This is a genomic window from Pseudomonas sp. zbq_18 (assembly GCF_043102245.1).
Taxonomy (GTDB): Bacteria; Pseudomonadota; Gammaproteobacteria; order Pseudomonadales; family Pseudomonadaceae; genus Aquipseudomonas.
The window spans coordinates 61,399-82,474 of the sequence record NZ_JBICIT010000001.1 but is presented as its reverse complement, the minus strand read 5'-3'; the positions used below and the strand labels follow the sequence as shown (position 1 = coordinate 82,474).

General features: G+C 63.0%; 27 protein-coding genes. 10 read left to right on the top strand and 17 right to left on the bottom strand.

From position 1 onward, the window contains the following. Nucleotides 1-102 precede the first annotated feature (102 nt). The 4 genes from thrC to xerD all read right to left on the bottom strand — a co-directional run bounded on the left by thrC (nt 103) and on the right by xerD (nt 4,745). On the bottom strand, nt 103-1,512 hold the full coding sequence (gene thrC / locus ACF8C6_RS00420; protein WP_392497504.1) for a threonine synthase: 1,410 nt from the start codon (nt 1,510-1,512) through the stop codon (nt 103-105). A 12-nt stretch (nt 1,513-1,524) separates the two neighbouring features. Continuing rightward, nucleotides 1,525-2,829: a homoserine dehydrogenase gene (locus ACF8C6_RS00415; protein ID WP_392497503.1), complete on the bottom strand. Its 1,305-nt coding sequence runs from the start codon at nt 2,827-2,829 to the stop codon at nt 1,525-1,527. A 112-nt stretch (nt 2,830-2,941) separates the two neighbouring features. Next, nucleotides 2,942-3,670, bottom strand: coding sequence for a DsbC family protein (locus tag ACF8C6_RS00410; protein WP_392497502.1), 729 nt, complete (start codon nt 3,668-3,670; stop codon nt 2,942-2,944). 178 nt (nt 3,671-3,848) lie between these two features. Then, nucleotides 3,849-4,745, bottom strand: a complete 897-nt coding sequence (xerD, locus tag ACF8C6_RS00405; RefSeq protein ID WP_392497500.1) for a site-specific tyrosine recombinase XerD — start codon at nt 4,743-4,745, stop codon at nt 3,849-3,851. 76 nt (nt 4,746-4,821) lie between these two features. On the opposite strand from xerD, the gene ACF8C6_RS00400 reads away from it, so the two are divergent. Beyond that, nucleotides 4,822-6,621, top strand: coding sequence for a cation:proton antiporter (locus ACF8C6_RS00400; protein WP_392497498.1), 1,800 nt, complete (start codon nt 4,822-4,824; stop codon nt 6,619-6,621). Nucleotides 6,622-6,652: 31 nt separating this feature from the next. On the opposite strand, the gene ACF8C6_RS00395 is transcribed toward ACF8C6_RS00400, so the two are convergent. The 6 genes from ACF8C6_RS00395 to ffh all read right to left on the bottom strand — a co-directional run bounded on the left by ACF8C6_RS00395 (nt 6,653) and on the right by ffh (nt 10,662). Further along, nucleotides 6,653-7,063: an acyl-CoA thioesterase gene (locus tag ACF8C6_RS00395; RefSeq protein WP_392497497.1), complete on the bottom strand. Its 411-nt coding sequence runs from the start codon at nt 7,061-7,063 to the stop codon at nt 6,653-6,655. Between the two features lie 159 nt (nt 7,064-7,222). Beyond that, a complete protein-coding gene (gene rplS / locus ACF8C6_RS00390) occupies nt 7,223-7,573 on the bottom strand; it encodes a 50S ribosomal protein L19 (protein ID WP_277689938.1) in 351 nt (116 codons plus the stop codon). Between the two features lie 40 nt (nt 7,574-7,613). Further along, entirely contained in the window at nt 7,614-8,357 is a 744-nt protein-coding gene (gene trmD, locus ACF8C6_RS00385) for a tRNA (guanosine(37)-N1)-methyltransferase TrmD (RefSeq protein ID WP_341688323.1), read from the bottom strand. Between the two features lie 9 nt (nt 8,358-8,366). Further along, complete coding sequence (gene rimM / locus ACF8C6_RS00380; RefSeq protein WP_277689940.1) at nt 8,367-8,900, bottom strand: ribosome maturation factor RimM; 534 nt, start codon at nt 8,898-8,900, stop codon at nt 8,367-8,369. A 5-nt stretch (nt 8,901-8,905) separates the two neighbouring features. Next, a complete protein-coding gene (rpsP, locus tag ACF8C6_RS00375; protein ID WP_111263569.1) occupies nt 8,906-9,157 on the bottom strand; it encodes a 30S ribosomal protein S16 in 252 nt (83 codons plus the stop codon). A gap of 131 nt (nt 9,158-9,288) precedes the next feature. Beyond that, the gene (gene ffh, locus ACF8C6_RS00370) at nt 9,289-10,662 is read right to left on the bottom strand and encodes a signal recognition particle protein (RefSeq protein WP_392497494.1); all 1,374 of its coding nucleotides are present in this window, start codon (nt 10,660-10,662) and stop codon (nt 9,289-9,291) included. A 142-nt stretch (nt 10,663-10,804) separates the two neighbouring features. Here ffh and ACF8C6_RS00365 point away from each other — a divergent pair, with 142 nt between their 5' ends. Together ACF8C6_RS00365 and ACF8C6_RS00360 are read left to right on the top strand one after the other, a co-directional pair. Beyond that, entirely contained in the window at nt 10,805-11,605 is an 801-nt protein-coding gene (locus ACF8C6_RS00365; RefSeq protein ID WP_392497492.1) for an inner membrane protein YpjD, read from the top strand. A 10-nt stretch (nt 11,606-11,615) separates the two neighbouring features. Then, complete coding sequence (locus tag ACF8C6_RS00360) at nt 11,616-12,890, top strand: HlyC/CorC family transporter (RefSeq protein ID WP_392497491.1); 1,275 nt, start codon at nt 11,616-11,618, stop codon at nt 12,888-12,890. Here ACF8C6_RS00360 and ACF8C6_RS00355 read toward each other — a convergent pair. From ACF8C6_RS00355 to ACF8C6_RS00335, 5 genes are read right to left on the bottom strand one after another with little or no spacing between them, the layout of a single operon-like run. Continuing rightward, nucleotides 12,871-13,602 (bottom strand): SGNH/GDSL hydrolase family protein, encoded by a 732-nt coding sequence (locus ACF8C6_RS00355; protein WP_392497490.1) that lies wholly within the window; start codon nt 13,600-13,602, stop codon nt 12,871-12,873. The genes ACF8C6_RS00360 and ACF8C6_RS00355 overlap by 20 nt on opposite strands. Then, nucleotides 13,599-14,780, bottom strand: coding sequence for a formate-dependent phosphoribosylglycinamide formyltransferase (gene purT / locus ACF8C6_RS00350; protein ID WP_392497488.1), 1,182 nt, complete (start codon nt 14,778-14,780; stop codon nt 13,599-13,601). The genes ACF8C6_RS00355 and purT overlap by 4 nt, the downstream gene beginning before the upstream one ends. Before the next feature lie 32 nt (nt 14,781-14,812). After that, nucleotides 14,813-15,019 (bottom strand): DUF1289 domain-containing protein, encoded by a 207-nt coding sequence (locus tag ACF8C6_RS00345; RefSeq protein WP_392497487.1) that lies wholly within the window; start codon nt 15,017-15,019, stop codon nt 14,813-14,815. Further along, nucleotides 15,016-15,540, bottom strand: a complete 525-nt coding sequence (locus tag ACF8C6_RS00340) for a gamma carbonic anhydrase family protein (RefSeq protein WP_277689947.1) — start codon at nt 15,538-15,540, stop codon at nt 15,016-15,018. The genes ACF8C6_RS00345 and ACF8C6_RS00340 overlap by 4 nt, the downstream gene beginning before the upstream one ends. A gap of 10 nt (nt 15,541-15,550) precedes the next feature. Then, entirely contained in the window at nt 15,551-16,159 is a 609-nt protein-coding gene (locus ACF8C6_RS00335) for a CoA pyrophosphatase (RefSeq protein WP_277689948.1), read from the bottom strand. 134 nt (nt 16,160-16,293) lie between these two features. Here ACF8C6_RS00335 and ACF8C6_RS00330 point away from each other — a divergent pair, with 134 nt between their 5' ends. The 7 genes from ACF8C6_RS00330 to ACF8C6_RS00300 all read left to right on the top strand — a co-directional run bounded on the left by ACF8C6_RS00330 (nt 16,294) and on the right by ACF8C6_RS00300 (nt 20,320). After that, nucleotides 16,294-16,839 (top strand): NUDIX hydrolase, encoded by a 546-nt coding sequence (locus ACF8C6_RS00330; RefSeq protein WP_392497484.1) that lies wholly within the window; start codon nt 16,294-16,296, stop codon nt 16,837-16,839. 50 nt (nt 16,840-16,889) lie between these two features. After that, complete coding sequence (locus ACF8C6_RS00325; RefSeq protein WP_392497482.1) at nt 16,890-17,120, top strand: DUF2789 domain-containing protein; 231 nt, start codon at nt 16,890-16,892, stop codon at nt 17,118-17,120. A gap of 133 nt (nt 17,121-17,253) precedes the next feature. Further along, complete coding sequence (locus ACF8C6_RS00320) at nt 17,254-17,757, top strand: murein L,D-transpeptidase family protein (protein WP_392497480.1); 504 nt, start codon at nt 17,254-17,256, stop codon at nt 17,755-17,757. Between the two features lie 157 nt (nt 17,758-17,914). Then, complete coding sequence (locus ACF8C6_RS00315) at nt 17,915-18,364, top strand: MarR family winged helix-turn-helix transcriptional regulator (RefSeq protein ID WP_392497478.1); 450 nt, start codon at nt 17,915-17,917, stop codon at nt 18,362-18,364. 191 nt (nt 18,365-18,555) lie between these two features. Continuing rightward, complete coding sequence (locus ACF8C6_RS00310) at nt 18,556-18,981, top strand: organic hydroperoxide resistance protein (protein ID WP_392497477.1); 426 nt, start codon at nt 18,556-18,558, stop codon at nt 18,979-18,981. Nucleotides 18,982-19,005: 24 nt separating this feature from the next. After that, nucleotides 19,006-19,260, top strand: coding sequence for a DUF2790 domain-containing protein (locus ACF8C6_RS00305; RefSeq protein ID WP_392497476.1), 255 nt, complete (start codon nt 19,006-19,008; stop codon nt 19,258-19,260). 43 nt (nt 19,261-19,303) lie between these two features. Then, nucleotides 19,304-20,320, top strand: coding sequence for an alpha/beta hydrolase (locus ACF8C6_RS00300; RefSeq protein WP_392497474.1), 1,017 nt, complete (start codon nt 19,304-19,306; stop codon nt 20,318-20,320). Nucleotides 20,321-20,379: 59 nt separating this feature from the next. On the opposite strand, the gene ACF8C6_RS00295 is transcribed toward ACF8C6_RS00300, so the two are convergent. Together ACF8C6_RS00295 and ACF8C6_RS00290 are read right to left on the bottom strand one after the other, a co-directional pair. Then, nucleotides 20,380-20,697 carry an NGG1p interacting factor NIF3 gene (locus ACF8C6_RS00295; protein WP_392497472.1) on the bottom strand — a complete coding sequence of 106 codons (318 nt, stop codon included), beginning with the start codon at nt 20,695-20,697 and terminating at the stop codon, nt 20,380-20,382. Between the two features lie 173 nt (nt 20,698-20,870). Then, nucleotides 20,871-21,074, bottom strand: coding sequence for a CDGSH iron-sulfur domain-containing protein (locus tag ACF8C6_RS00290; protein ID WP_392497863.1), 204 nt, complete (start codon nt 21,072-21,074; stop codon nt 20,871-20,873). Between the last annotated feature and the right edge of the window lie 2 nt (nt 21,075-21,076).

Sequence of the window (21,076 nt, the reverse complement as noted above, 5' to 3'; positions counted from 1 at the left end):
CGCCGCTTCCACTCGTTCAGGGTAACAGCTGGCTACTACAGCGCTCGCCACCAACGAAAAGCCCCGCACGAGGCGGGGCTTGGAGCATCGATGGCGTGACGCTTACAGCGGCTTGCCGCGATTGCCGTGGGCGGCGACGAACTGCTGCACGGTCTGCAGGTCGTTGGCCAGCACGGTGCAGCGCTCCTCGCGCTGGAACAGGTCGGCCAGGTGCGGCGGCAGGGCAGGCACCGCGTCGATACCGGCCTTCTCCACCGCTTCCGGGAACTTGACCGGGTGCGCGGTACCCAAGGTGACCATCGGAATGGCCAGGCTGCGACGGCACTCGCGCGCCGCGCGCACGCCAATGGCGGTGTGCGGGTCGAGCAGCTCGCCGCATTCCTTGTAGACCTCGGTGATGGTCTCGCAGGTCTGCTCGTCGTTCACCGCCAGGGAGTCGAACAGCTTGCGCGCTTCGCTCCAGCGATCTTCCTCGACGCTGAAGCCACCGCCCTGCTTGAAGGTGTCCATCAGACCGGCGATGGCGGCGCCGTTGCGACCGTGCAGGTCGAACAGCAGGCGTTCGAAGTTGGACGAGACCATGATGTCCATCGACGGCGACAGCGTCGGGTGCAGTTCGTCCTTCACATACTGATTGCCGCTCATGAAGCGGTGCAGGATGTCGTTGCGGTTGGTGGCGACGATCAGTTGGCTGATCGGCAGGCCCATGTTGCGCGCCAGGTAGCCGGCGAAGATGTCACCGAAGTTGCCGGTCGGCACCGAAAACGCCACCGAGCGGGCCGGGCCGCCGAGCTGCAGGGCCGCATGGAAGTAGTAGACGATCTGGGCCATGATCCGCGCCCAGTTGATCGAGTTGACCGCGACCAGACGAGTGCCCTTGAGGAAGCCCTGGTCGGCGAAGCTGGCCTTGACCATCTCCTGGCAGTCGTCGAAGTTACCTTCGATGGCGATGTTGTGGATGTTCTCGCCGGCGATGGTGGTCATCTGCCGGCGCTGCACCTCGGACACGCGGTTATGTGGGTGCATGATGAAGATGTCGACGTGCTCGCAGGCCTTGCAGCCTTCGATGGCCGCCGAGCCGGTGTCGCCGGACGTGGCGCCCATGATCACCACACGCTCGCCGCGCTTACTCAGCACGTGGTCGAGCAGGCGACCGAGCAGCTGCAGGGCGAAGTCCTTGAACGCCAGGGTCGGGCCGTGGAACAGCTCCATGACCCACTCGTTGCCGTTGAGCTGGCGCAGCGGCGCCACGGCGTTGTGGGCGAACACGCCGTAGGTTTCTTCGAGAATCTTCTTGAAATCGGCATCGGCGATGGAGCCGGCGACAAACGGGCGCATCACGCGGAAGGCCAGCTCGTGGTACGGCAGGCCGGCCCAGGAAGCGATTTCTTCCTGGGTGAAACGCGGCAGGTTTTCCGGCACATAGAGGCCGCCGTCGCTGGCCAGGCCGGCGAGCAGGACGTCTTCGAAATTGAGGGCCGGGGCCTGGCCGCGGGTGCTGATATAACGCATGACTTTCCTACCTCAGACCAGTTGCTCGACGCGGATGCGCACGACTTTGCCGACCACATCGGCCAGCCCTTCGAGGGCGGCGATGGCGTCGTCGATGCGCGACTCGATGACCCGGTGGGTGACCAGGATCATCGGTACCAGACCGTCTTGCTCTTCGGCCTCTTTCTGCATGATCGATTCGATGTTGATACCGCGCTCGGACAGAATGCTCGCCACCTGGGCCAGTACGCCTGGGTGATCCTTGGCCTGGATGCGCAGGTAGTAGGCACTCTCGCTCTGGCTGATTGGCAGGATCGGGTGATCGCTCAGCGAATCCGGCTGGAAGGCCAGGTGAGGCACGCGGTTGGTCGGATCGCTGGTCAGCGCGCGAACCACGTCGACCAGGTCGGCGACCACGGCAGACGCGGTGGCGTCCATGCCGGCACCGGCGCCGTAGTAAAGAGTGGAACCGGAAGCATCGCCGTTAACCATCACCGCGTTCATCACGCCGTTGACGTTGGCGATCAGGCGATCGGCCGGGATCAGGGTCGGATGCACGCGCAGCTCGATGCCAGCCTCGGTGCGGCGGGCCACGCCGAGGTGCTTGATACGGTAGCCCAGCGCTTCGGCGTAGTTCACGTCGGCGGTGGTCAGCTGGGTGATGCCTTCGGTGTAGGCCTTGTCGAACTGCAGCGGAATACCGAAGGCGATGGAGGCGAGGATGGTCAGCTTGTGCGCGGCGTCGATGCCTTCGACGTCGAAGGTCGGGTCAGCCTCGGCATAACCCAGGGCCTGGGCTTCGGCCAGCACGTCGGCGAAGTCGCGGCCTTTCTCGCGCATCTCGGTGAGAATGAAGTTGCCGGTGCCGTTGATGATACCGGCCAGCCAGTTGATGCGGTTGCCGGCCAGGCCCTCACGGATCGCCTTGATCACCGGGATACCACCCGCCACGGCGGCTTCGAAGGCCACCATGACGCCCTTCTCGCGGGCCTTGGCGAAGATCTCGTTACCGTGCACGGCGATCAGCGCCTTGTTCGCGGTGACCACGTGCTTGCCGTTGTCGATAGCCTTGAGCACCAGCTCATGGGCCAGGGTGTAACCGCCGATCAGCTCGACTACAACGTCGATCTCGGGGTTGTTGACCACCTCGAACACGTCGTTGGTCAGCGCGATGCCGGTCGTGTCGTACTGGGGCTTGGGCGAACGAATGGCAATCTGGGCGACCTCAATACCGCGGCCGGCGCGACGAGTAATCTCCTCGGCGTTGCGTTTGAGTACATTCAAGGTACCGCCACCGACGGTGCCCAGCCCACAGATCCCCACTTTCACCGGTTTCACGTTGTTTTCCCCATCTGCCTACACGAAACGGCCGGGGCGAACCCCGGCCGCACAAAAAGAGCCGCACTTTACGAAGCGCCAGTGCCCCAGGTCAATCGGCGCGAAGGCCGAATCACTTGGCCTTGAGGGCGATTTCGGCCAGTTGCGGCGCGGGTTGGTAGCCCGGAATCAGCTCGCCGTTGCCTAGAACGATGGCCGGAGTGCCGTTGACGCCAATCATCTGGCCCAGCTCGTACTGTTTGGTGACCGGGTTGTCGCAGCTGGCGGCCGGCAATTCCTCGCGGGACTTGGCCTTGTCCATGGCAGCCTGACGGTCCTTGGCGCACCAGACGCTGACCATGGTGTTGTAGCCATGACTGCCCACACCCTGACGCGGGAAAGCCATATAGCGCACTTCGATGCCACGGCGGTTGAGCTCCGGTACTTCGTTGTGCAGTTTCTGGCAGTAGCCGCAGTCGGTGTCGGTGAACACGGTGATATGAGCCTTGGCCGGCTCCTTCGGCGAGAACACCACCATTTCACTGGTCGGCACGTCGTTGACCGCCTTGGCGATGCCTTTGCTCTCCGCCTGACGGGTCAGGTTGACAGCATTGCCATCCTTGATCTGATACAGGTTGCCCTGCACGAGGAACTGGCCATCGGCACTGGCATAAAGCATACGCCCGCCCTGCAGGTGTACCTGGAACAGGCCGTTCATCGGGCTCTCGGCAATCGCCTCGATCGGCATATCGGGTTGCAGCTTGGTCAGGGTGGCGCGAATGGCCTGGTCTGGATCGGCAGCGAGAGCAACAGAAGCGGCGAGACTGAGAACGGCACAGCCCAAAACACGGGAAAGGGACATGGAGCACTCCTATAAACAGTGGCGCAAGCCTACCACAGCCATGGGCTGGAGCAGACTGCATACGCCAGGCGGGCGTGCCGGGGAGACGGGCTGTTGATCTGACACGGCATGAAGCCCGCACCTGGCCCATCCATGGCCAGGCGTTCGCCCTTTGCGACGCAGTGCGTCGCAAGCGGGCTCACCCCCTCGGGTGGTGCCGGGCGTGGAGTTCCTGCAGCCGGGCACGGGCGATGTGGGTGTAGATCTGCGTGGTGGACAGGTCGCTGTGACCCAATAACATCTGCACCACGCGCAGGTCGGCGCCATGGTTGAGCAGATGAGTGGCGAAGGCATGGCGCAGGGTATGTGGCGACAGCGGCTTGCTGATACCCGCGACCAGCGCCTGGTGCTTGATGCGGTGCCAGAAGGTCTGCCGGGTCATCTGCTCGCCGCGCAGGCTGGGGAACAGCACATCGCTAGGCCGCCCCCCTAGCAGCAGCCCTCGCGCCTCCTGTTGGTAGCGTTCGAGCCACAGGATAGCCTCCTCCCCCAACGGCACCAGGCGCTCCTTGCTGCCCTTGCCGAACACCCGCAGCACACCCTGACGCAGATTGACCTGCTCCAGGGTCAGCGACACCAGCTCGGTCACCCGCAGGCCACAGGCATACAGCACCTCCATCATGGCGCGATCACGCAAGCCAATCGGGTCGTCCAGATCGGGGGCTGCCAGCAACGCCTCGATATCCGCTTCCGACAGGGATTTAGGCAAGGGCCGACCGATCTGCGGCAGATCGACCTGCAAAGTAGGGTCTTCGGCGATCAGTCCCTCGCGCAGCAGATAACGATAGAAACCCCGCAAGCCGGAGAGCAGGCGTGCAGTCGAGCGCGATTTGTAGCCCTGCTGCAGGCGCCAGGCCAGATGGTCGAGAATGATCTCGCGCCCGGCGTTCTCCAGCGACAGGTCGCGCGCCTGCAACCACTCGTTGAACAGGCCAAGGTCACTGCGATAAGACGCCCGGGTATGCGCCGACAAACCTTTTTCCAGCCACAGGGCATCCAGAAAGCGATCAATCAGAGGGTGGTCAATAACGGGCATGGCCAGGCTGTATTTGAGGAAGACAACCGCTAGTCTTCCATAGCCAACCTACCCTCACCAGAGACACGGAGTCCTGATGAACGAAACGCACGTCCTCCTCGGCATCGGCGGCATCGGGGCCGCCGCGCTGGCCAGCCAATGGCTGGCCTGGCGCCTGCGCCTGCCGGCAATCCTGTTCCTGCTCATCTGCGGCATTCTCGCCGGCCCGGTTCTCGGACTGCTCGACCCCGAAGCACTCTTCGGCCCCCTGCTGTTCCCACTGGTATCGCTGTCCGTCGCCCTGATCCTGTTCGAAGGCAGCCTGACCCTGCGCCTGTCGGAATGGAAGGAGATCGGCGGCGTGGTACAGCGCATGGTCACCCTGGGCGCTCTGACGACCTGGCTGGTGATCGCCGCCGCCACCCACTACCTACTCGGTTTCTCCTGGGACCTGGCCGTGCTGTTCGGTACGCTGACCCTGGTCACCGGCCCTACGGTGATCGTCCCCATGCTACGCGTGATGCGCCCCAATGCAGCGGTGGCCAACATCCTGCGCTGGGAAGGCATCGTTATCGACCCCATCGGCGCCCTGCTGGCGGTCGTGGTGTACAGCTTCATCGCCAGCCGCAGCGGCGGCACACCACTTGGCGAGAGCATCCTGACCTTCGCTCAGGTGATCGCATGCGGCAGTTTCTTCGGCGTACTGGGCGGCTGGTCTTTCGGCCAGGTATTGCGCCGCCACTGGCTACCGGAATACCTGGAAAACCTCGGCGCCCTGGCCGCCGTACTGGGCATTTTCATCGCCAGCAACCTGCTGGTACACGAATCCGGGCTGCTGGCCGTGACCGTGATGGGTATGTGGCTGGCCAACATGCGCGGGGTAGACGTCAAGCACATCCTGCACTTCAAGGAGAACCTCAGCGTCCTGCTGATTTCCGGCCTGTTCATCCTGCTAGCTGCCCGCCTGGACTTGAAAGCACTGATCGCCCTCGGCCCGGCAACCCTGGTTCTGCTGGTAATCATCCAGTTCATCGCCCGCCCGCTGTGCGTGGCGTTGAGCACCTTCGGCTCCAACCTGAACTGGCGCGAGCGCTCCCTGCTGGCCTGGATTGCCCCGCGCGGCATCGTGGCCGCTGCGGTGTCGGCCATCTTTGCCGAACGCCTGGAAGCCCAAGGCGTCGCCCAAGCCCAGCTGCTGGTCCCTCTGACCTTCCTGGTGATCATCGGCACCGTGGTGCTGCAAAGCGCGACTGCACGCCCACTGGCCCACCTGCTGAAAGTATCGGAACCCTCGCCACGCGGTTTCCTGATCATCGGCGCCAATCCGGTCGCCCGTGCCATCGGCAAGGCCTTGCAACAACGCAATCAGCGCATACTGCTGACCGATTCCAGCTGGGAGAACATCAGCGCCGCGCGCATGGACGGGCTGCCCACCTACTTCGGCAACCCGGCCTCGCAGCATGCCGACGCGCACCTGGACCTGATCGGGCTCGGCCAACTGCTTGCCCTGTCGCCTTCCAGCGAACAGAACAGCGTGGCCTGCACACGCTTTCGCCCCGACTTCGGCAAGGCCAACCTGTATTACCTGCCGAGCCAGCGCGAACAGCGCCTGAGCGAAAAGCACCGCACCAGCGACGAGCACCGCGGCCAGCCCTTCGGCTACCCGGCGCAAAGCTACGGCCAGCTTGCCAGTGCCTTGGCACGCGGAGCCGAAGTACGCAGCACCACCCTCTCCGGCAGCTTCGGCTGGGCCGACTATCAGGCCTTGTACGGCGAGCGCGCGACCCTGCTGCTGGCCTTCGATCCGAAAGGCTGGTTCCACATCGCCAGCGCCACACTGAACTTCACCCCGGATGCCGACTGGACGCTGGTCGCCCTGATCGAGCCCGAGGCATAACAACAAGGCGCCCCTCGGGGCGCCTTGTCATTCAGTTGAAATCGGCCAGCACCGGAATCGGCTTCTTGTCCTCGTCGATGGCGACGAAGCTGAACACACCATTGATGGCACGCTCGCGACCGCCGCAATACATGCCCTCGACGAACACCTCCACCTCGACCTTGAGGCTGGTGTTACCCACCGCGATCACCCGGCCGATCAGCTCAACGATGGAGCCGGCGGGAATCGCATGCTTGAAATCGATACGGTCGGTCGACACCGTCACCAGCGGCAAACGGCAAAAACGCGTAGCGGCGATGAATGACACTTCATCCATCCAGGCCAGCGCAGTGCCGCCGAACAGGGTGTTGTGGTGGTTGGTGGTCGGCGGAAATACTGCCTTGGCCACGCGGGTCTCCGACAACTCGGTTCGACGCTGGATCTCTTGCTCTCTCGGGGTCATGCCACTAATGCTCCAGATGGAATGTGGCCGCCCGTGCCGCGCTGTTGTGGTTATTGTCACGCTGCCCGTACGGCAGGGCTGGAACTCGTCGGTCAGCGAGCTCCAGAAACAAAAAAAGCAGCCCGGAGGCTGCTTTTTTCAGGTCGGAAGACCGTCCGATCAGGACAGTTTTTCCTTGATGCGCGCTGCCTTGCCGGACAGGTCGCGGAGGTAGTACAGCTTGGCCTTGCGCACGTCACCACGACGCTTCACGCTCACGCTGTCGATCAGCGGCGAGTAGGTCTGGAAGGTACGCTCAACGCCAACGCCGTTGGAGATCTTACGTACGGTGAAAGCGCTGTTCAGGCCGCGGTTACGCTTGCCGATCACCACACCTTCGAAAGCCTGGAGACGGGAACGGTCGCCTTCCTTCACTTTCACTTGAACGATGATGGTGTCGCCCGGGGCGAAGGCCGGGACTTCTTTGTTCATCTGCTCGGCTTCGAGCTGCTGAATGATCTTGTTGGTCATGCTGTGCTCCTAAGACAAACCTGGGTTTGTCATCGATACGTTAACTATCGTCCCGCTGGCGGATGTATTCCTCCAGCAGCTTTTGCTCTTCTCCAGAAAGCGAGCGGCAATCCAGAAGATCGGGGCGACGCTCCCAGGTCCGACCAAGGGACTGTTGGAGGCGCCAACGCCGGATGTGTTCGTGGTTGCCACTGAGCAACACATCAGGAACACGTTTGCCCTCGTACAGCTCCGGACGGGTGTAATGAGGACAATCGAGAAGGCCGTCGCTAAACGAGTCCTCCTCTGCGGAATCTGCATGCCCGAGCGCGCCCGGCAGCAGCCGCGTAACAGCATCGATCAGCACCATCGCCGGAAGCTCACCGCCGGAGAGGACATAATCGCCAATCGACCATTCCTCATCGACATGCGCTTCAATGAAACGCTCGTCGATGCCTTCGTAGCGGCCGGCGATGAGAATCAGCGCCTGCTCGCTAGCCAGTTCACGAACCCCCTGCTGACTCAGCTGGCGGCCCTGCGGCGACAGGTAGATCACCTTCGCTGCTTCCCCTGCATCCGCCTTGGCCGCAGCCAGGGCATCCTCCAGAGGCTTGATCTTCATCACCATGCCGGGGCCGCCGCCGAAAGGGCGATCATCCACGGTCTGATGACGGTCGTCGGTGTAGTCACGCAACTGCCGGCAGTTCAACTGCAGCAGCCCCTGTTTCACCGCACGACTGGTAATGCCGTACTGACTGATGGCGGCGAACATCTCCGGAAAGATGCTGATGACTTCAACGCGCATGGTCGGGACTCAGAAATCCGCGTCCCAGTCCACCCGCATCTCGCCAGCGGCCAGATCGATCTGCTGCACGCACTGCTCGGTATAGGGCAGCAAACGCTCGCGATCATCCAGGCTACCCGCACAGGGCTTGACCACCATCACATCGTTGGCGCCGGTTTCCAGCAGGTGATCGAGGCGCCCGAGCAGTTGCCCTTGCATGTCGATCACGTTCAGCCCTACCAGTTGGTACCAGTAGAACTCGCCCTCTTCGAGGTCCGGCAACTGCTCGCGGGGAACACAGATTTCGAATCCTGCGTAGGTACGGGCCACCTCGCGATCATCGAGCCCCTTGAGCTTGGCTACCAGTACCTTGCCTTGCAGGCGACCGTTGACCAGCTCCATCTGCTTGACCTCGCCATCGCGCCTGAGCGTCCAACGGCGGTAGTCGAGCAGATTGTCGATCGGGTCGGTGAAGGAATAGATCTTCACTTCCCCACGCACGCCGTGCACCGAAGTGATTTTGCCGAGGACGACCAGGTCCTCAGCTGACGGCGTAGCGTTCATAGTGCTTAGGCAGCAGCCTTAGCAGCTTCCTTCAGCAGCTGAGCAACGCGCTCAGACGGCTGGGCGCCCTGGCTCAGCCAGTAGGTAGCGCGCTCCTGGTTTACGGAGAGCTTCACTTCGGCACCGGTGGCGATCGGATTGAAGAAGCCGATACGCTCAACAAAGCGACCATCGCGCGCATTGCGGCTGTTGGTCACGGTCAGGTGGTAGAAGGGGCGCTTCTTGGAGCCGCCACGAGCAAGACGGATGGTTACCATTGAACTTCGTTCCTGTAATCGGTGCTAACTTAAGGCACACACTTTGAGGGGCCAAGGCCCGAAAGGCCGCATATTCTAAGGATTATCCGGCCATTTGCAAATCTCTTTTTCCGCCGCCCATCGGCAGCGGCTTACAGCTTGGGCATGCCGCCCGGCATCATCCCGCCCAGGCCACGCATCATCTTGGCCATGCCGCCCTTGGCGGTGAACTTCTTCATCATCTTCTGCATCTGCTTGTGCTGCTTGATCAGCCGACCGACATCCTGCACCTGGGTGCCGGAGCCGAGGGCGATGCGGCGCTTGCGCGAGCCGCTGATGACTTCCGGATCACGGCGCTCGGCCGGCGTCATGGAGTTGATGATGGCTTCCATCTGCTTGAACTGCTTTTCCGCCGCACCCTGCGCGTTGCCCATCTGCGACAGATTGACCCCGCCGATGGACGGCAGCTTGTCCATCAAGCCACCGAGGCCACCCATGCTCTTCATCTGCTGCAGCTGATCGCGAAAGTCTTCGAGGTCGAAGCCCTTGCCCTTCTTCAGCTTCTTGGTGAGTTTCTCGGCCTTCTCGCGATCGAGCGTCTGCTCGGCCTGCTCGATCAGGCTGAGCACATCGCCCATGCCAAGGATGCGCGAAGCGATACGATCCGGATGGAAAGGCTCCAGCGCTTCGCTCTTCTCGCCCATACCGATGAACTTGATCGGCTTGCCGGTGATATGGCGCACCGACAGCGCGGCACCGCCACGCGCGTCACCGTCGACCTTGGTCAGCACCACGCCGGTCAGCGGCAGTGCATCGCCAAAGGCCTTGGCGGTATTGGCGGCGTCCTGACCGGTCATGGCATCCACCACGAACAGGGTCTCGGCCGGCTTGATCGCCGCGTGAACGGCCTGGATCTCGGCCATCATTTCTTCATCGACAGCCAGACGACCGGCGGTATCGACAATCACCACATCGATGAACTTCAGCTTGGCCTCGGCGATCGCCGCCTGGGCGATGGCCACCGGCTTTTGACTGATGTCCGAGGGGAAGAAGGTCACGCCGATGTCGCTGGCCAGGGTCTCCAGCTGCTTGATCGCCGCCGGACGGTAAACGTCGGCAGACACCACCATGACCGTTTTCTTCTTGCGCTCCTTGAGGAAGCGCGCCAGCTTGCCGGCAGTAGTGGTCTTACCGGCACCCTGCAGGCCAGCCATCAACACCACGGCAGGCGGCGCGACACTGAGGGCGAGGTCCTCGTTGGCCGCGCCCATCAACTCCTCCAGCTCGGCGCGGACGATCTTCACGAAGGCCTGACCAGGCGTCAGGCTCTTCGACACCTCGGTACCGACCGCGCGCTCCTTGACCTTGTTGACGAAATCCTTGACCACCGGCAGGGCAACGTCAGCCTCAAGCAGGGCCATGCGCACCTCGCGCAGGGTGTCCTTGATATTGTCCTCGCTCAGCTTGGCCTTGCCGGTAACATGGCGCAGCGTCTGGGACAGGCGGTCGGTTAGGTTCTCGAACATGCGCGATCCTTAAAACAGGGGGCTTGCAGCAGGTGGGCGAGTATACCCAAGAGGCGGCGAAGCCGACACCGCCGGCGGTCTTTCGTGAAACGCTTCTAATGTGCCAAACTCACGGCCTTTCGGGCCCGCCGTACAAGGATTTATGCACCCTCTGCTGCCCAGCCTGGCCGCCGCAGCCATTTATGCCGGCGCCACTACATACCAAGGCATGCGCCTGGCCAAACGCGAAGCGCCGAACAAGCCGCTGTTGGCGCTGCTGGCCCTGATCGCCCTGTTCTTCCATGGCGGCAGCCTGTTCATGCAGCTGCATGCCAGTGCCGGCCTGAGCCTCGACTTCTTCAGTGCCGCCAGCCTGATTGCCTTTGCGGTGATCGCCATCACCCTGCTGGCCTGCTCGCGCATCCCGGTCGAGAACCTGCTGCTGATCCTCATGCCCCTGGGCCTGCTGACCGTGCTGCTGGCGCAGTTCCTGCCCAGCGGCACGCTGAAGCCGATCGATGAGGAACCCGGCATCATCGCCCATATCCTGCTATCGATCCTGGCCTACGGCCTGCTGACCATCGCCATGTTCCAGGCCCTGCTACTGGCGCTGCAGGATCACCAACTCAAACACAAGCATCCGTCCGGGCTGATCCGCAACTTCCCCCCCTTGCAGACCATGGAGAGCCTGCTGTTCGGCTTCCTCTGGGCTGGCTGGCTGCTGTTGTCGCTCTCGCTGCTGTCAGGCTGGCTGTTCTTCGAGGATCTGTTCGCTCAGCATCTGGTACACAAGACCGTGCTGTCGTGCGTGGCCTGGGTGGTGTTCGCCGTGCTGCTGTGGGGCCGCCATCAGCTCGGCTGGCGCGGACACAAGGCAATCCGCTGGACCCTGGCCGGCTTCTGCCTGCTGATGCTGGCCTACTTCGGCAGCAAGCTGGTTCGCGAATTCATCCTGCACATCTGAGGCAACCCCTGTGGCAGAGCTTCATCCTGGCTTTCTCCTGGGCTTGCTGGCCTTCCTGATCCTGTGTTCGGCGTTCTTCTCCAGTTCCGAGACCGGCATCATCAGCCTCAATCGCTACCGTCTAAGGCATAAAGCCCGCGAAGGGCACCGCGGTGCCAAGCGCGCCAGCGCTCTGCTTGGCCGTCCGGACCGCCTGCTCGGCACCATTCTGATCGGCAACAACTTCGTCAATATCCTCGCCTCAGCCATCGCCACTGTGCTGGCCATGCAGATCTGGGGCGAAGCCGGCATCGCCATTGCCACCGTGGCCTTGACCATCGTGCTGCTGATCTTCGGCGAAATCACCCCCAAAACCCTGGCTGCCCTGCATCCCGAACGCATTGCCTACCCGGCCAGCCTGCCGCTGCAGATCATGCTCAAGCTGTTCTACCCGCTGGTGATTGCGCTGAACACCATCAGCAACGGCCTGCTGCGCCTGTTCGGTGTCGACCCCAATGCCCGCGGCAGTGACAGCCTGACCACCGAGGAGCTGCGCAGCGTGGTGCGCGAATCCGGTCAGTCGTTGCCGAAAAATCGCCAGAACATGCTGCTCGGCGTACTGGACCTGGAAACCGTTTCGGTGAACGACATCATGATCCCACGCAGTGAGATCATCGGTATCGACCTCGAACACTCGCTCGGCCGCATCATTCAGCAGCTGCAGAGCACACGCCACACACGCCTGCCGGTCTACCGCCAGGACATCAACCAGGTCGAAGGCGTGGTGCACATGCGCCAGCTGGCCCGGCGCCTGGCGCACAACCAGCTGACCCACGAAACGCTGCTGCAGGCCTGCCAGCCCGCCTACTTCGTGCCGGAAAACACCCCCCTGTCCACCCAGCTACTGAATTTCCAGAAGGAAAAGCGGCGCATGGGCCTGGTGGTCGACGAGTATGGCGACGTGCAGGGGCTGATCACCCTGGAAGACGTGCTGGAAGAAATCGTCGGCGACCTCAGCGGCAAGGATCAGCAACAGCACGCCGAAATCCAGGGCCAGGAAGACGGCAGCCAGATCGTCGAAGGCAGTGCCAACATCCGCGAGCTGAATCGTGCCCTGGGCTGGCACCTGCCCAGCGAAGGACCGAAAACCCTCAACGGCCTGATCACCGAGGCACTGGAAACCATCCCCGACTGCCCGGTATGCCTGAAGATCGGCCCCTACCGCCTGGAAATCCTCGAATCCAGTGAAAACCGGGTGAAGAGCGTGCGCCTGTGGCAGGCGCAGCTTATCCGCAGCGCGGATTGAGACGTTCGGCCAGGCCCTCGGCCCACACGCGGTAGCCCAGCGCCGAGGGGTGATAACCATCGCGCGCCAGATACTCTGGCGTGACCGTCAGCCCCAGCCTCACATACTCCGCCTGCTCCTGGGTACTGGTTCGATGCAGCACCGAATCAAGCAAGGCCGCGCGCACACCGAGCAGGCGCCGCAGCAACCAGGGCAAAGCCGTGAAGTGCTGAATCGGCGGCACCCCCGTAAACGCCACGTGCGCCCCCTGGGCCGCCAACGCCCGACTCAGATTGCGCACTGCCGTAGCCCAACGCGCCAGGGAGCTGAGGTGGGTGGTGTCGTTGACGCCGAACACCAGCAGCACCAGATCGGCCGGCTCGCTGAGGGCCTGCGGCAACAGGCGCTCACAGGCCTCTCCCGCGGTAATGCCGTTCTCGCCACAGGCCCGCCAGCACACCGGACGCTGCAGGCGAGCGGAAAGCGCCAACGCCAACTGACCGGCCAGCGCCTCGGTCTGCGCCTCGACCCCCACGCCAGCCACGGTGGACTCGCCGATCAGCAACAGGCGCAAAGGCTCGGCAGAAAACTCCGCGCCTGCCACTCCTGTTTGCGCGCCCGCTGCCGGCGGCAGGCGCAGCGCCGTGCGCCGCGTCCACAGCGCCTGGGGCAAAACCACCGGCAGCAACGCCAGGGTCAGCCCCCACCACAGGCCGGCGCGCAGATTACTCACAGCTCGACCTGGACCGCCGAAGACGCCCGCACGGCCTTGGCCCGCGCCGCCTCGATGCTTTCATCACGAGCCAAGGCCACGCCCATGCGTCGCTGACCGTCCACCTCAGGTTTGCCGAACAGGCGCAGCGCCGTGTCCGGCTCGGCCAGGGCAGCGCCCAGGTTGGCGAAGGCGGTCTGCTGCGAGCGACCTTCGACCAGAATCACCGAAGAGGCCGAGGGGCCGAACTGGCGAATGGCAGGAATCGGCAGGCCGAGGATGGCCCGTGCGTGCAGGGCGAACTCGGACAAGTCCTGGGAAATCAGGGTCACCAGGCCGGTGTCGTGCGGGCGCGGCGACACCTCGCTGAACCACACCTGATCGCCTTTGACGAACAGCTCCACGCCGAACAGGCCACGGCCACCGAGGGCCTCGGTCACCGCCAGCGCCACCCGCTCGGACTCGGCCAGTGCCTTGCTGCTCATCGCCTGCGGCTGCCAGGACTCGTGGTAGTCGCCCTTGACCTGGCGATGACCGACCGGCGCGCAGAAGGAAGTCCCGCCGATGTGGCGCACGGTGAGCAGGGTGATCTCGTAATCGAAGTCGATAAAGCCCTCGACTATCACCCGCCCCTTGCCGGCGCGCCCGCCTTCCTGGGCGTAATCCCAGGCGGATCGCAGGTCGGCGTCACTCTTCAGCACGCTCTGGCCCTTGCCAGAAGAACTCATGATCGGTTTGACCACGCAGGGATAGCCAACCGATTTAACCGCCTCGGCATAGGCCTCGAAGGTATCGGCGAAGTGGTAAGGCGAGGTCGGTAGGCCCAGCTCCTCGGCGGCCAGGCGACGGATACCCTCACGGTTCATGGTCAGCCTGGCGGCGCGCGCGGTAGGCACCACGGTAAAGCCTTCGGCCTCCAGCTCGACCAGGGTGTCGGTGGCGATGGCCTCGATTTCCGGGACGATGTAGTGCGGCTGCTCCGCCTCGATCACCCCGCGCAGGGCCGCGCCGTCGAGCATGCTCAGCACATGACTGCGATGCGCTACCTGCATGGCCGGTGCATCGGCGTAACGGTCGCAGGCAATCACCTCGCAGCCCAGGCGCTGCAGCTCGATCACCACTTCCTTGCCCAGTTCGCCAGAGCCACAGAGCAGAACGCGGGTCGCAGTGGGCGACAAGGGGGTGCCGATACGGGGCATGCGGGTGTCCTCGGAAGATAGATAAAGAGAAATCAGTGCTGTGCGGGCTGCTGCAGAAACTGCCCGGCGGCGCGGGTGCGCTCGACGCAACGCGCCAGCACTTCACGGCGCTGCTCGTTGCTCATGCGCCCCCACTGGGTGATCTCGGCCGCCGTGCGCTGGCAGCCGGTGCAGACATCCTGTTCATCCAGCGCGCAGATGCTGACGCAGGGCGATTTGACCGGACGCTCGTCGCTCACGCCTCGTCCTCAGCCAGGTCGCGGGCGTAGCGCTGAGCATTGTGTACGTAGTGGGCGGCGCTGCCTTCGAGCATCTTCTTCTGCTGCTCGGTGAGTTCGCGCACCACCTTGCCCGGGCTGCCCATCACCAGGCTGCCATCGGGAATCACCTTGCCTTCGGGAATCAGGCTGTTGGCGCCGATGATGCAGTACTTGCCGATCTTGGCGCCGTTGAGGATCACCGCGTTTATGCCGATCAGGCTGTAATCGTCCACCGTGCAGCCGTGCATCATCACGTTGTGGCCAACGGTGACGCCCTTGCCCAGGGTCAGCGGAAAGCCCATGTCGGTATGCATCACCGTGCCGTCCTGCACGTTACTGTTTTCGCCGATATGGATCAGCTCGTTGTCACCACGCAGCACGGCGCCGAACCAGACGTTGGCGCCCTTATCCAGTTGCACCTTGCCGATCACCGCCGCAGTCGGGGCAATCCAGCTGTCGGGATGGGCTTGCACACGGGCATCGCCCAGGCGGTATTTCATGGCTCGCTCCTCACAGGCGAATGACTTTCACGGAAGATTGCGGCGGCTGTTCCAGGTCGATACCGGCGTCGAACACCAGGTTGACCAGCTCGACGATCATCACCGCCGTCAGCCCCCAGATCTTGTAATGCTCATAGTGATAGCAGGGCACATACCAGCTGCGCCCTTCGTAATCGATGCGATGAGTGACCTCACGCGGCGTCTCCAGGAAAAACCGCAGCGGCACGGCAAAGACTGCAGCGATCTCGCTGTCGTTAGGCCGATACTCGACGTAATCCGGCACGACGCCGACATAGGGTGTGACCTGAATACCGAAGCGCGACACCAGCGGACTGAGCGGGCCAACCACCTCCACCAGACCAGGCGGCAGACCGACCTCTTCCTCGGCCTCGCGCAGGGCGGTGAAGGCCAGATCGGGATCGGTGGCATCGCGACGACCACCGGGAAACGCCACTTCGCCACCGTGGGTGGACAGGCCACTGGCGCGCAAGGTCAGCACCAGCTCAGGCTCGTCATTACGGGTCAGCGGCACCAGCACAGCTGCCTCGGGGTAGCGCTGGTCAGTCTCCAGAATACGCGGGCTATGGCCGCGCACACGCTGCAGGAGCTCGTCGAGCATGATCGTTCTCGGTCTTTTCTTTTGCCCGGCATCATGGCACGAAGCAGCGGCCCACCCAAGACCCGAACCGCCGCCAAGCTTGCCGAGCCTCGCCAGCTGCGGCCAATATGGCAGTCGATCACGGAGAGCCCGGCATGAAATTCTGCAGCCAGTGCGGCGGCCCGGTGGAGCAGCGCATCCCGCAAGGCGACAACCGCCTGCGTTATGTCTGCCCGCACTGCCACACCATTCACTACCAGAACCCACGCATCGTGGCCGGCTGCCTGCCGGTATGGGGCGAACAGGTGCTACTGTGCCGCCGCGCCATCGAGCCACGCCGCGGCTACTGGACCCTGCCGGCCGGCTTCATGGAGAACGGCGAAACCATGGCCGAAGCCGCCATGCGCGAGACCGACGAGGAAGCCTGTGCGCGGGTGCGCGATCTGCAGCTCTACGCCCTGTTCGATCTGCCGCACATCAGCCAGCTCTACGTGTTCTTTCGCGCCGAACTGATCGACCTGGACTTCCAGGCAGGCGAGGAGAGCCTCGAGGTCCAACTGTTCCACGAACACGAAATCCCCTGGCAGGAACTGGCCTTTCCCACTGTGGGTCGTACCCTCAAGTGCTTTTTCGCCGACAGGCAAGAGCGCAGCTTTCCTATTCGCAACGAAGGCATCGCCGCCCTGCACCCACTGCGCTGATGGCGTCTATAGTCCTTGCGTCGCGTGCTCAACCTGCAGCCGGAGGCATCATGGACACCAGCGAACACAACCTGAGCGCCCTGTTCAAGCAGCTCGGCCTGCCCAACGGCAAAGCCGAAATCGAGACGTTCTTGCGCGAGCATCGCCTCGCCGAAGGTCAGGCCTTGCCCAAAGCCGCCTTCTGGAACAAGGCACAGGCCCAGTTCCTCAGCGAGGCCCTGGCTGAAGACTCTGACTGGGCCGAGGTGGCCGACGAGCTGGCCGTACTGTTATCGCCATGAGGCTAGCCAGGCGCAAGACCGTTGCCGCAAGCCATCCGACCACCGAGGATTGATCATCCCTTTCGGCATAGGCAGACTCTCGCGCATAACGACCTGATCTATCAGGGCCAACAGATACGCTCGGAACGTCGCAATGCGCTGGTTGCTCGCCTTACTCTTAGTCACCTTGGCTACCCCTTCTCTCGCGTCCAGCGCTCCCACCTTGCGCGGCAAGGCGATAGACAAGGTGCTGGTGGTCAAATCCGAGCGCAAGCTCCACCTCATGGGGCGTGGCGAAGTGCTCAAGTCCTACCGCATCTCGCTGGGCAAGGTGCCCACCGGCGCCAAGGTCAGCGAAGGCGACCTGCGCACACCGGAAGGCTTCTACTGGATCGACTGGCGCAAGACCAGCGACAAGTTCAATCTGTCGATGCACATCTCCTACCCCAACGCCCGCGACGCCGCCAATGCGCGCAAGAAAGGTGTGTCCGCCGGTGGCATGATCATGATCCACGGCACGCCACTGGATGACGAATACCCCGAGTGGTTCTTCAGCACTCTGGACTGGACCGAAGGCTGCATCGCCATGCGTAACGCCGACATGCGTGAGGTGTGGAACCTGGTGCAGGACGGCACACTGATCGAGATCCGCCCTTAAAAGGCTCGAAACGACAAATGAGGCGCCTGCGGGCGCCTTTTTCATGACGCACGTTCGCTGAGAACACAGCCATCCTGCGGCTATTTCATGTACGGAATTTGTCGGGAGAAAGTTTGCACGATAACTTATTGCGCAAATATTGATCGGGGCTATTGCCATGAAAACACCTCAGTCCTGCGCGGCCTTGCAACTGGACAACCAGCTGTGCTTCGCCCTGCACTCCACCTCGCTGCTGATGACCAAGGCCTACAAACCGCTGCTGCAGAGTATCGGCCTGACCTACCCGCAGTACCTGGCCATGCTAGTGCTGTGGGAAGGTGACGGCATCACCGTGGGCGAGATCAGCGCACGCCTGCTCACTGACCCTGGCTCGCTAACCCCCCTGCTCAAACGCCTGGAGGCCGAGGGCCTGATCACCCGCACCCGCAGCAGCGCCGACGAACGGGTGGTGGAGCTGCGCCTGACCGACAAAGGCCGTCGCCTGCAACAGGAAGCAGAGCGATTCCCCGCGTGTATCCTCGAGGCCAGTGGTATGACACTGGAGCAGATTAGCGCCCTCAAGGAGCAGATAGTCGCCCTGCGAACCGAGCTGCAGAAGTCCGCCTGACCCTCCCCGCCGCCCGCTCGGGCGGCGCTTGCTGCACCTTCCCGCCTCGCTTATTTCCAGTCGATCGAATTCTCAGAGTCAATTCATCTAAAAATTAACTTGCGCACTAAATTAAATCGCACTAGATTCCGCATCGCGCACTTACTTAGCTCGCAAAACTTTAGGCATCAAACATAATCGGAGGCACCATCATGCAAACCATCAAAGCTCTCTACACCGCTACTGCCACTGCCACCGGAGGCCGCGACGGCCGTGCCGTTTCATCCGACGGTTTCCTCGACGTCAAGCTGACCACCCCGCGTGAACTGGGCGGCGCCGGCGGCGAAGCCACCAACCCCGAGCAACTGTTCGCTGCCGGCTACTCGGCCTGCTTCATCGGCGCCCTGAAGTTCGTTGCCAGCCAGAAGAAACAAGCCTTCCCGGCAGACGCCTCAATCACCGGCAAGGTTGGTATCGGCCAGATCCCCGGCGGCTTCGGGCTGGAGGTGGAACTGCAGATCAGCCTGCCGGGCATCGACCGCTCCACCGCCGAAGAACTGATCGCCGCAGCCCACCAGGTCTGCCCTTACTCCAACGCCACCCGCGGCAACATCGATGTGCGCCTGGTACTGGCCTGAGCACGCATACAGAGGAGAACAGCCATGAACATCCGTCATATCACCAGCAGCCTCGGCGCATTCGCACTCGTGGCCAGCTCGCTAACTTTCGCCGCCGAGCCGGCCAACCAGTACCACTACGGTAAATCCCTGGACGTCGCCGAGGTGATCAGTCTGCAGGAAGCCGACGCACGCTACTGCGAGGTAGTCGAAGCGCGCATGGTCTACCGCGATTCCGCCGGTGCCGTGCAGGCCGTGACCTACCTCAAGCAAGCCGACAACTGTCACAACCAGGGCTGAGGCCCTGGCTCACCGAACCCACTCGATCGCCGGGAGAATGAACATGAACATCAAGCAATTCGTTGGTAGCGGCCTGCTCACCCTGGCCGCCGCACAAGCCTTCGCCGCCGGCAGTCCGGGCGTCGAGCACAATACCCAGGCCTTCCTGCAAGCCCTGGAGGCCGGCGGTGGTCAACCGCTGGAAACCCTCTCGCCACAAGACGCCCGTGCCGTGCTGGTCGGCGCCCAGGCCTCGGTCAAGGTCGATCTGTCCGGCGTGAGCGTGTCCGAGAAGACCATTCAGGCCGACGGCCAATCGATCCCGCTGACCATTGTCCGCCCCGAAGGTGTGAAGGGTGAACTGCCGGTGTTCATGTTCTTCCACGGTGGCGGCTGGGTGCTCGGCGACTACCCGACCCATGCCCGCCTGATTCGCGATCTGGTGGTGAACTCCGGCGCCGTGGCCGTCTATGTCGGCTACACGCCGTCGCCGGAAGCCAAGTACCCGACCGCCATCGACCAGGCCTACGCCGCCACCCAGTGGGTCGGCGAACATGGCAAGGAGATCAACGTGGACAGCTCGCGCCTGGCCGTGGCCGGTAACAGCGTCGGCGGCAATATGGCCGCAGTGGTCGCGCTGAAGGCGAAAGAGGCCGGCACGCCCAAGCTGCGTTTCCAGCTGTTGCTGTGGCCGGTGACCGATGCCAGCTTCGAGACCGGCTCTTATCGGCAGTTCGCCGAAGGCCACTTCCTCACACGCAACATGATGAAGTGGTTCTGGGACAGCTACACCACCGATCCCAAGCAGCGTGCCGAACGCTTCGCCTCACCACTACGCGCCACGCCCGAGCAACTCAAGGGCCTGCCGCCAGCGCTGATCCAGACCGCCGAATTCGATGTGTTGCGTGACGAGGGCGAAGCCTATGCGCGCAGGCTGGACGCCGCCGGCGTCACCGTTACCGCCGTGCGCTACAACGGCATGATCCACGACTATGGCCTGCTCAATCCGCTGGCGCATATCCCGGCCGTGCAGGCTGCCATGCGCCAGGCCGGTAATGAGCTGAAAGAACACCTGCACTGATACGGCAAGCGAAAACGCAGAAGCCCTGGCATGCCAGGGCTTCTTTCACAGGGGAACACTCAGAACTGCAGGTCGGACAGCCTCCACACATCAAAGGCAGGCGTTTCGTAGGGGTGAGCCTTGCGCATGGCCTTGACCACATCGTGGATCAGTTCGTCGGCCACCACCAACTCGACTTTCCACTCCGCCACGTCCTCGACATGCCCGGCCTGACCGAGAAACGGATCACTGCCCGCCAACGGCCGGAACTGGCCCTTGCCCAGGGTCTGCCAGCAGCAGCTGTCGTACTGTCCGATGCGTCCTGCACCAGCCGCAAACACGGCGGCCTTCACGTCTTCCAGGTGACTCTCCGGCACATAGAAACAGAATTTGTACATCCAGCCCCTCCGAGCGTCGACGAATACCGCGATCAGTAGACCGCACTGCCAAAGCGATAATGGCATTTTGCCTCATCGCTCTCGCGTGGCCTAGTTCGCAAGTCTGCATTGGAGTGCGCGACCGCCGAATCATCCCTTAGTCAACTAGAGACTTTAGGCATAAGCAGAAGCTTTTAATCACCTTTGGTAAAGCGCTGCCAGCGCGCTCTGAGCCCCTTGGTGGGTGGACTGTGGCTACCGTCGCAATAGGGCAGGCGAGCGGACATGCCACAACGGCAGAGCAACAGAAGCTGCTGACGAGCGGGCTGCAGGAGCAGACCATCGGTGCAGCCAGCGGGGCAATCGGGAAGTGCGGAGGAACGTCCGCAACGGCACATCA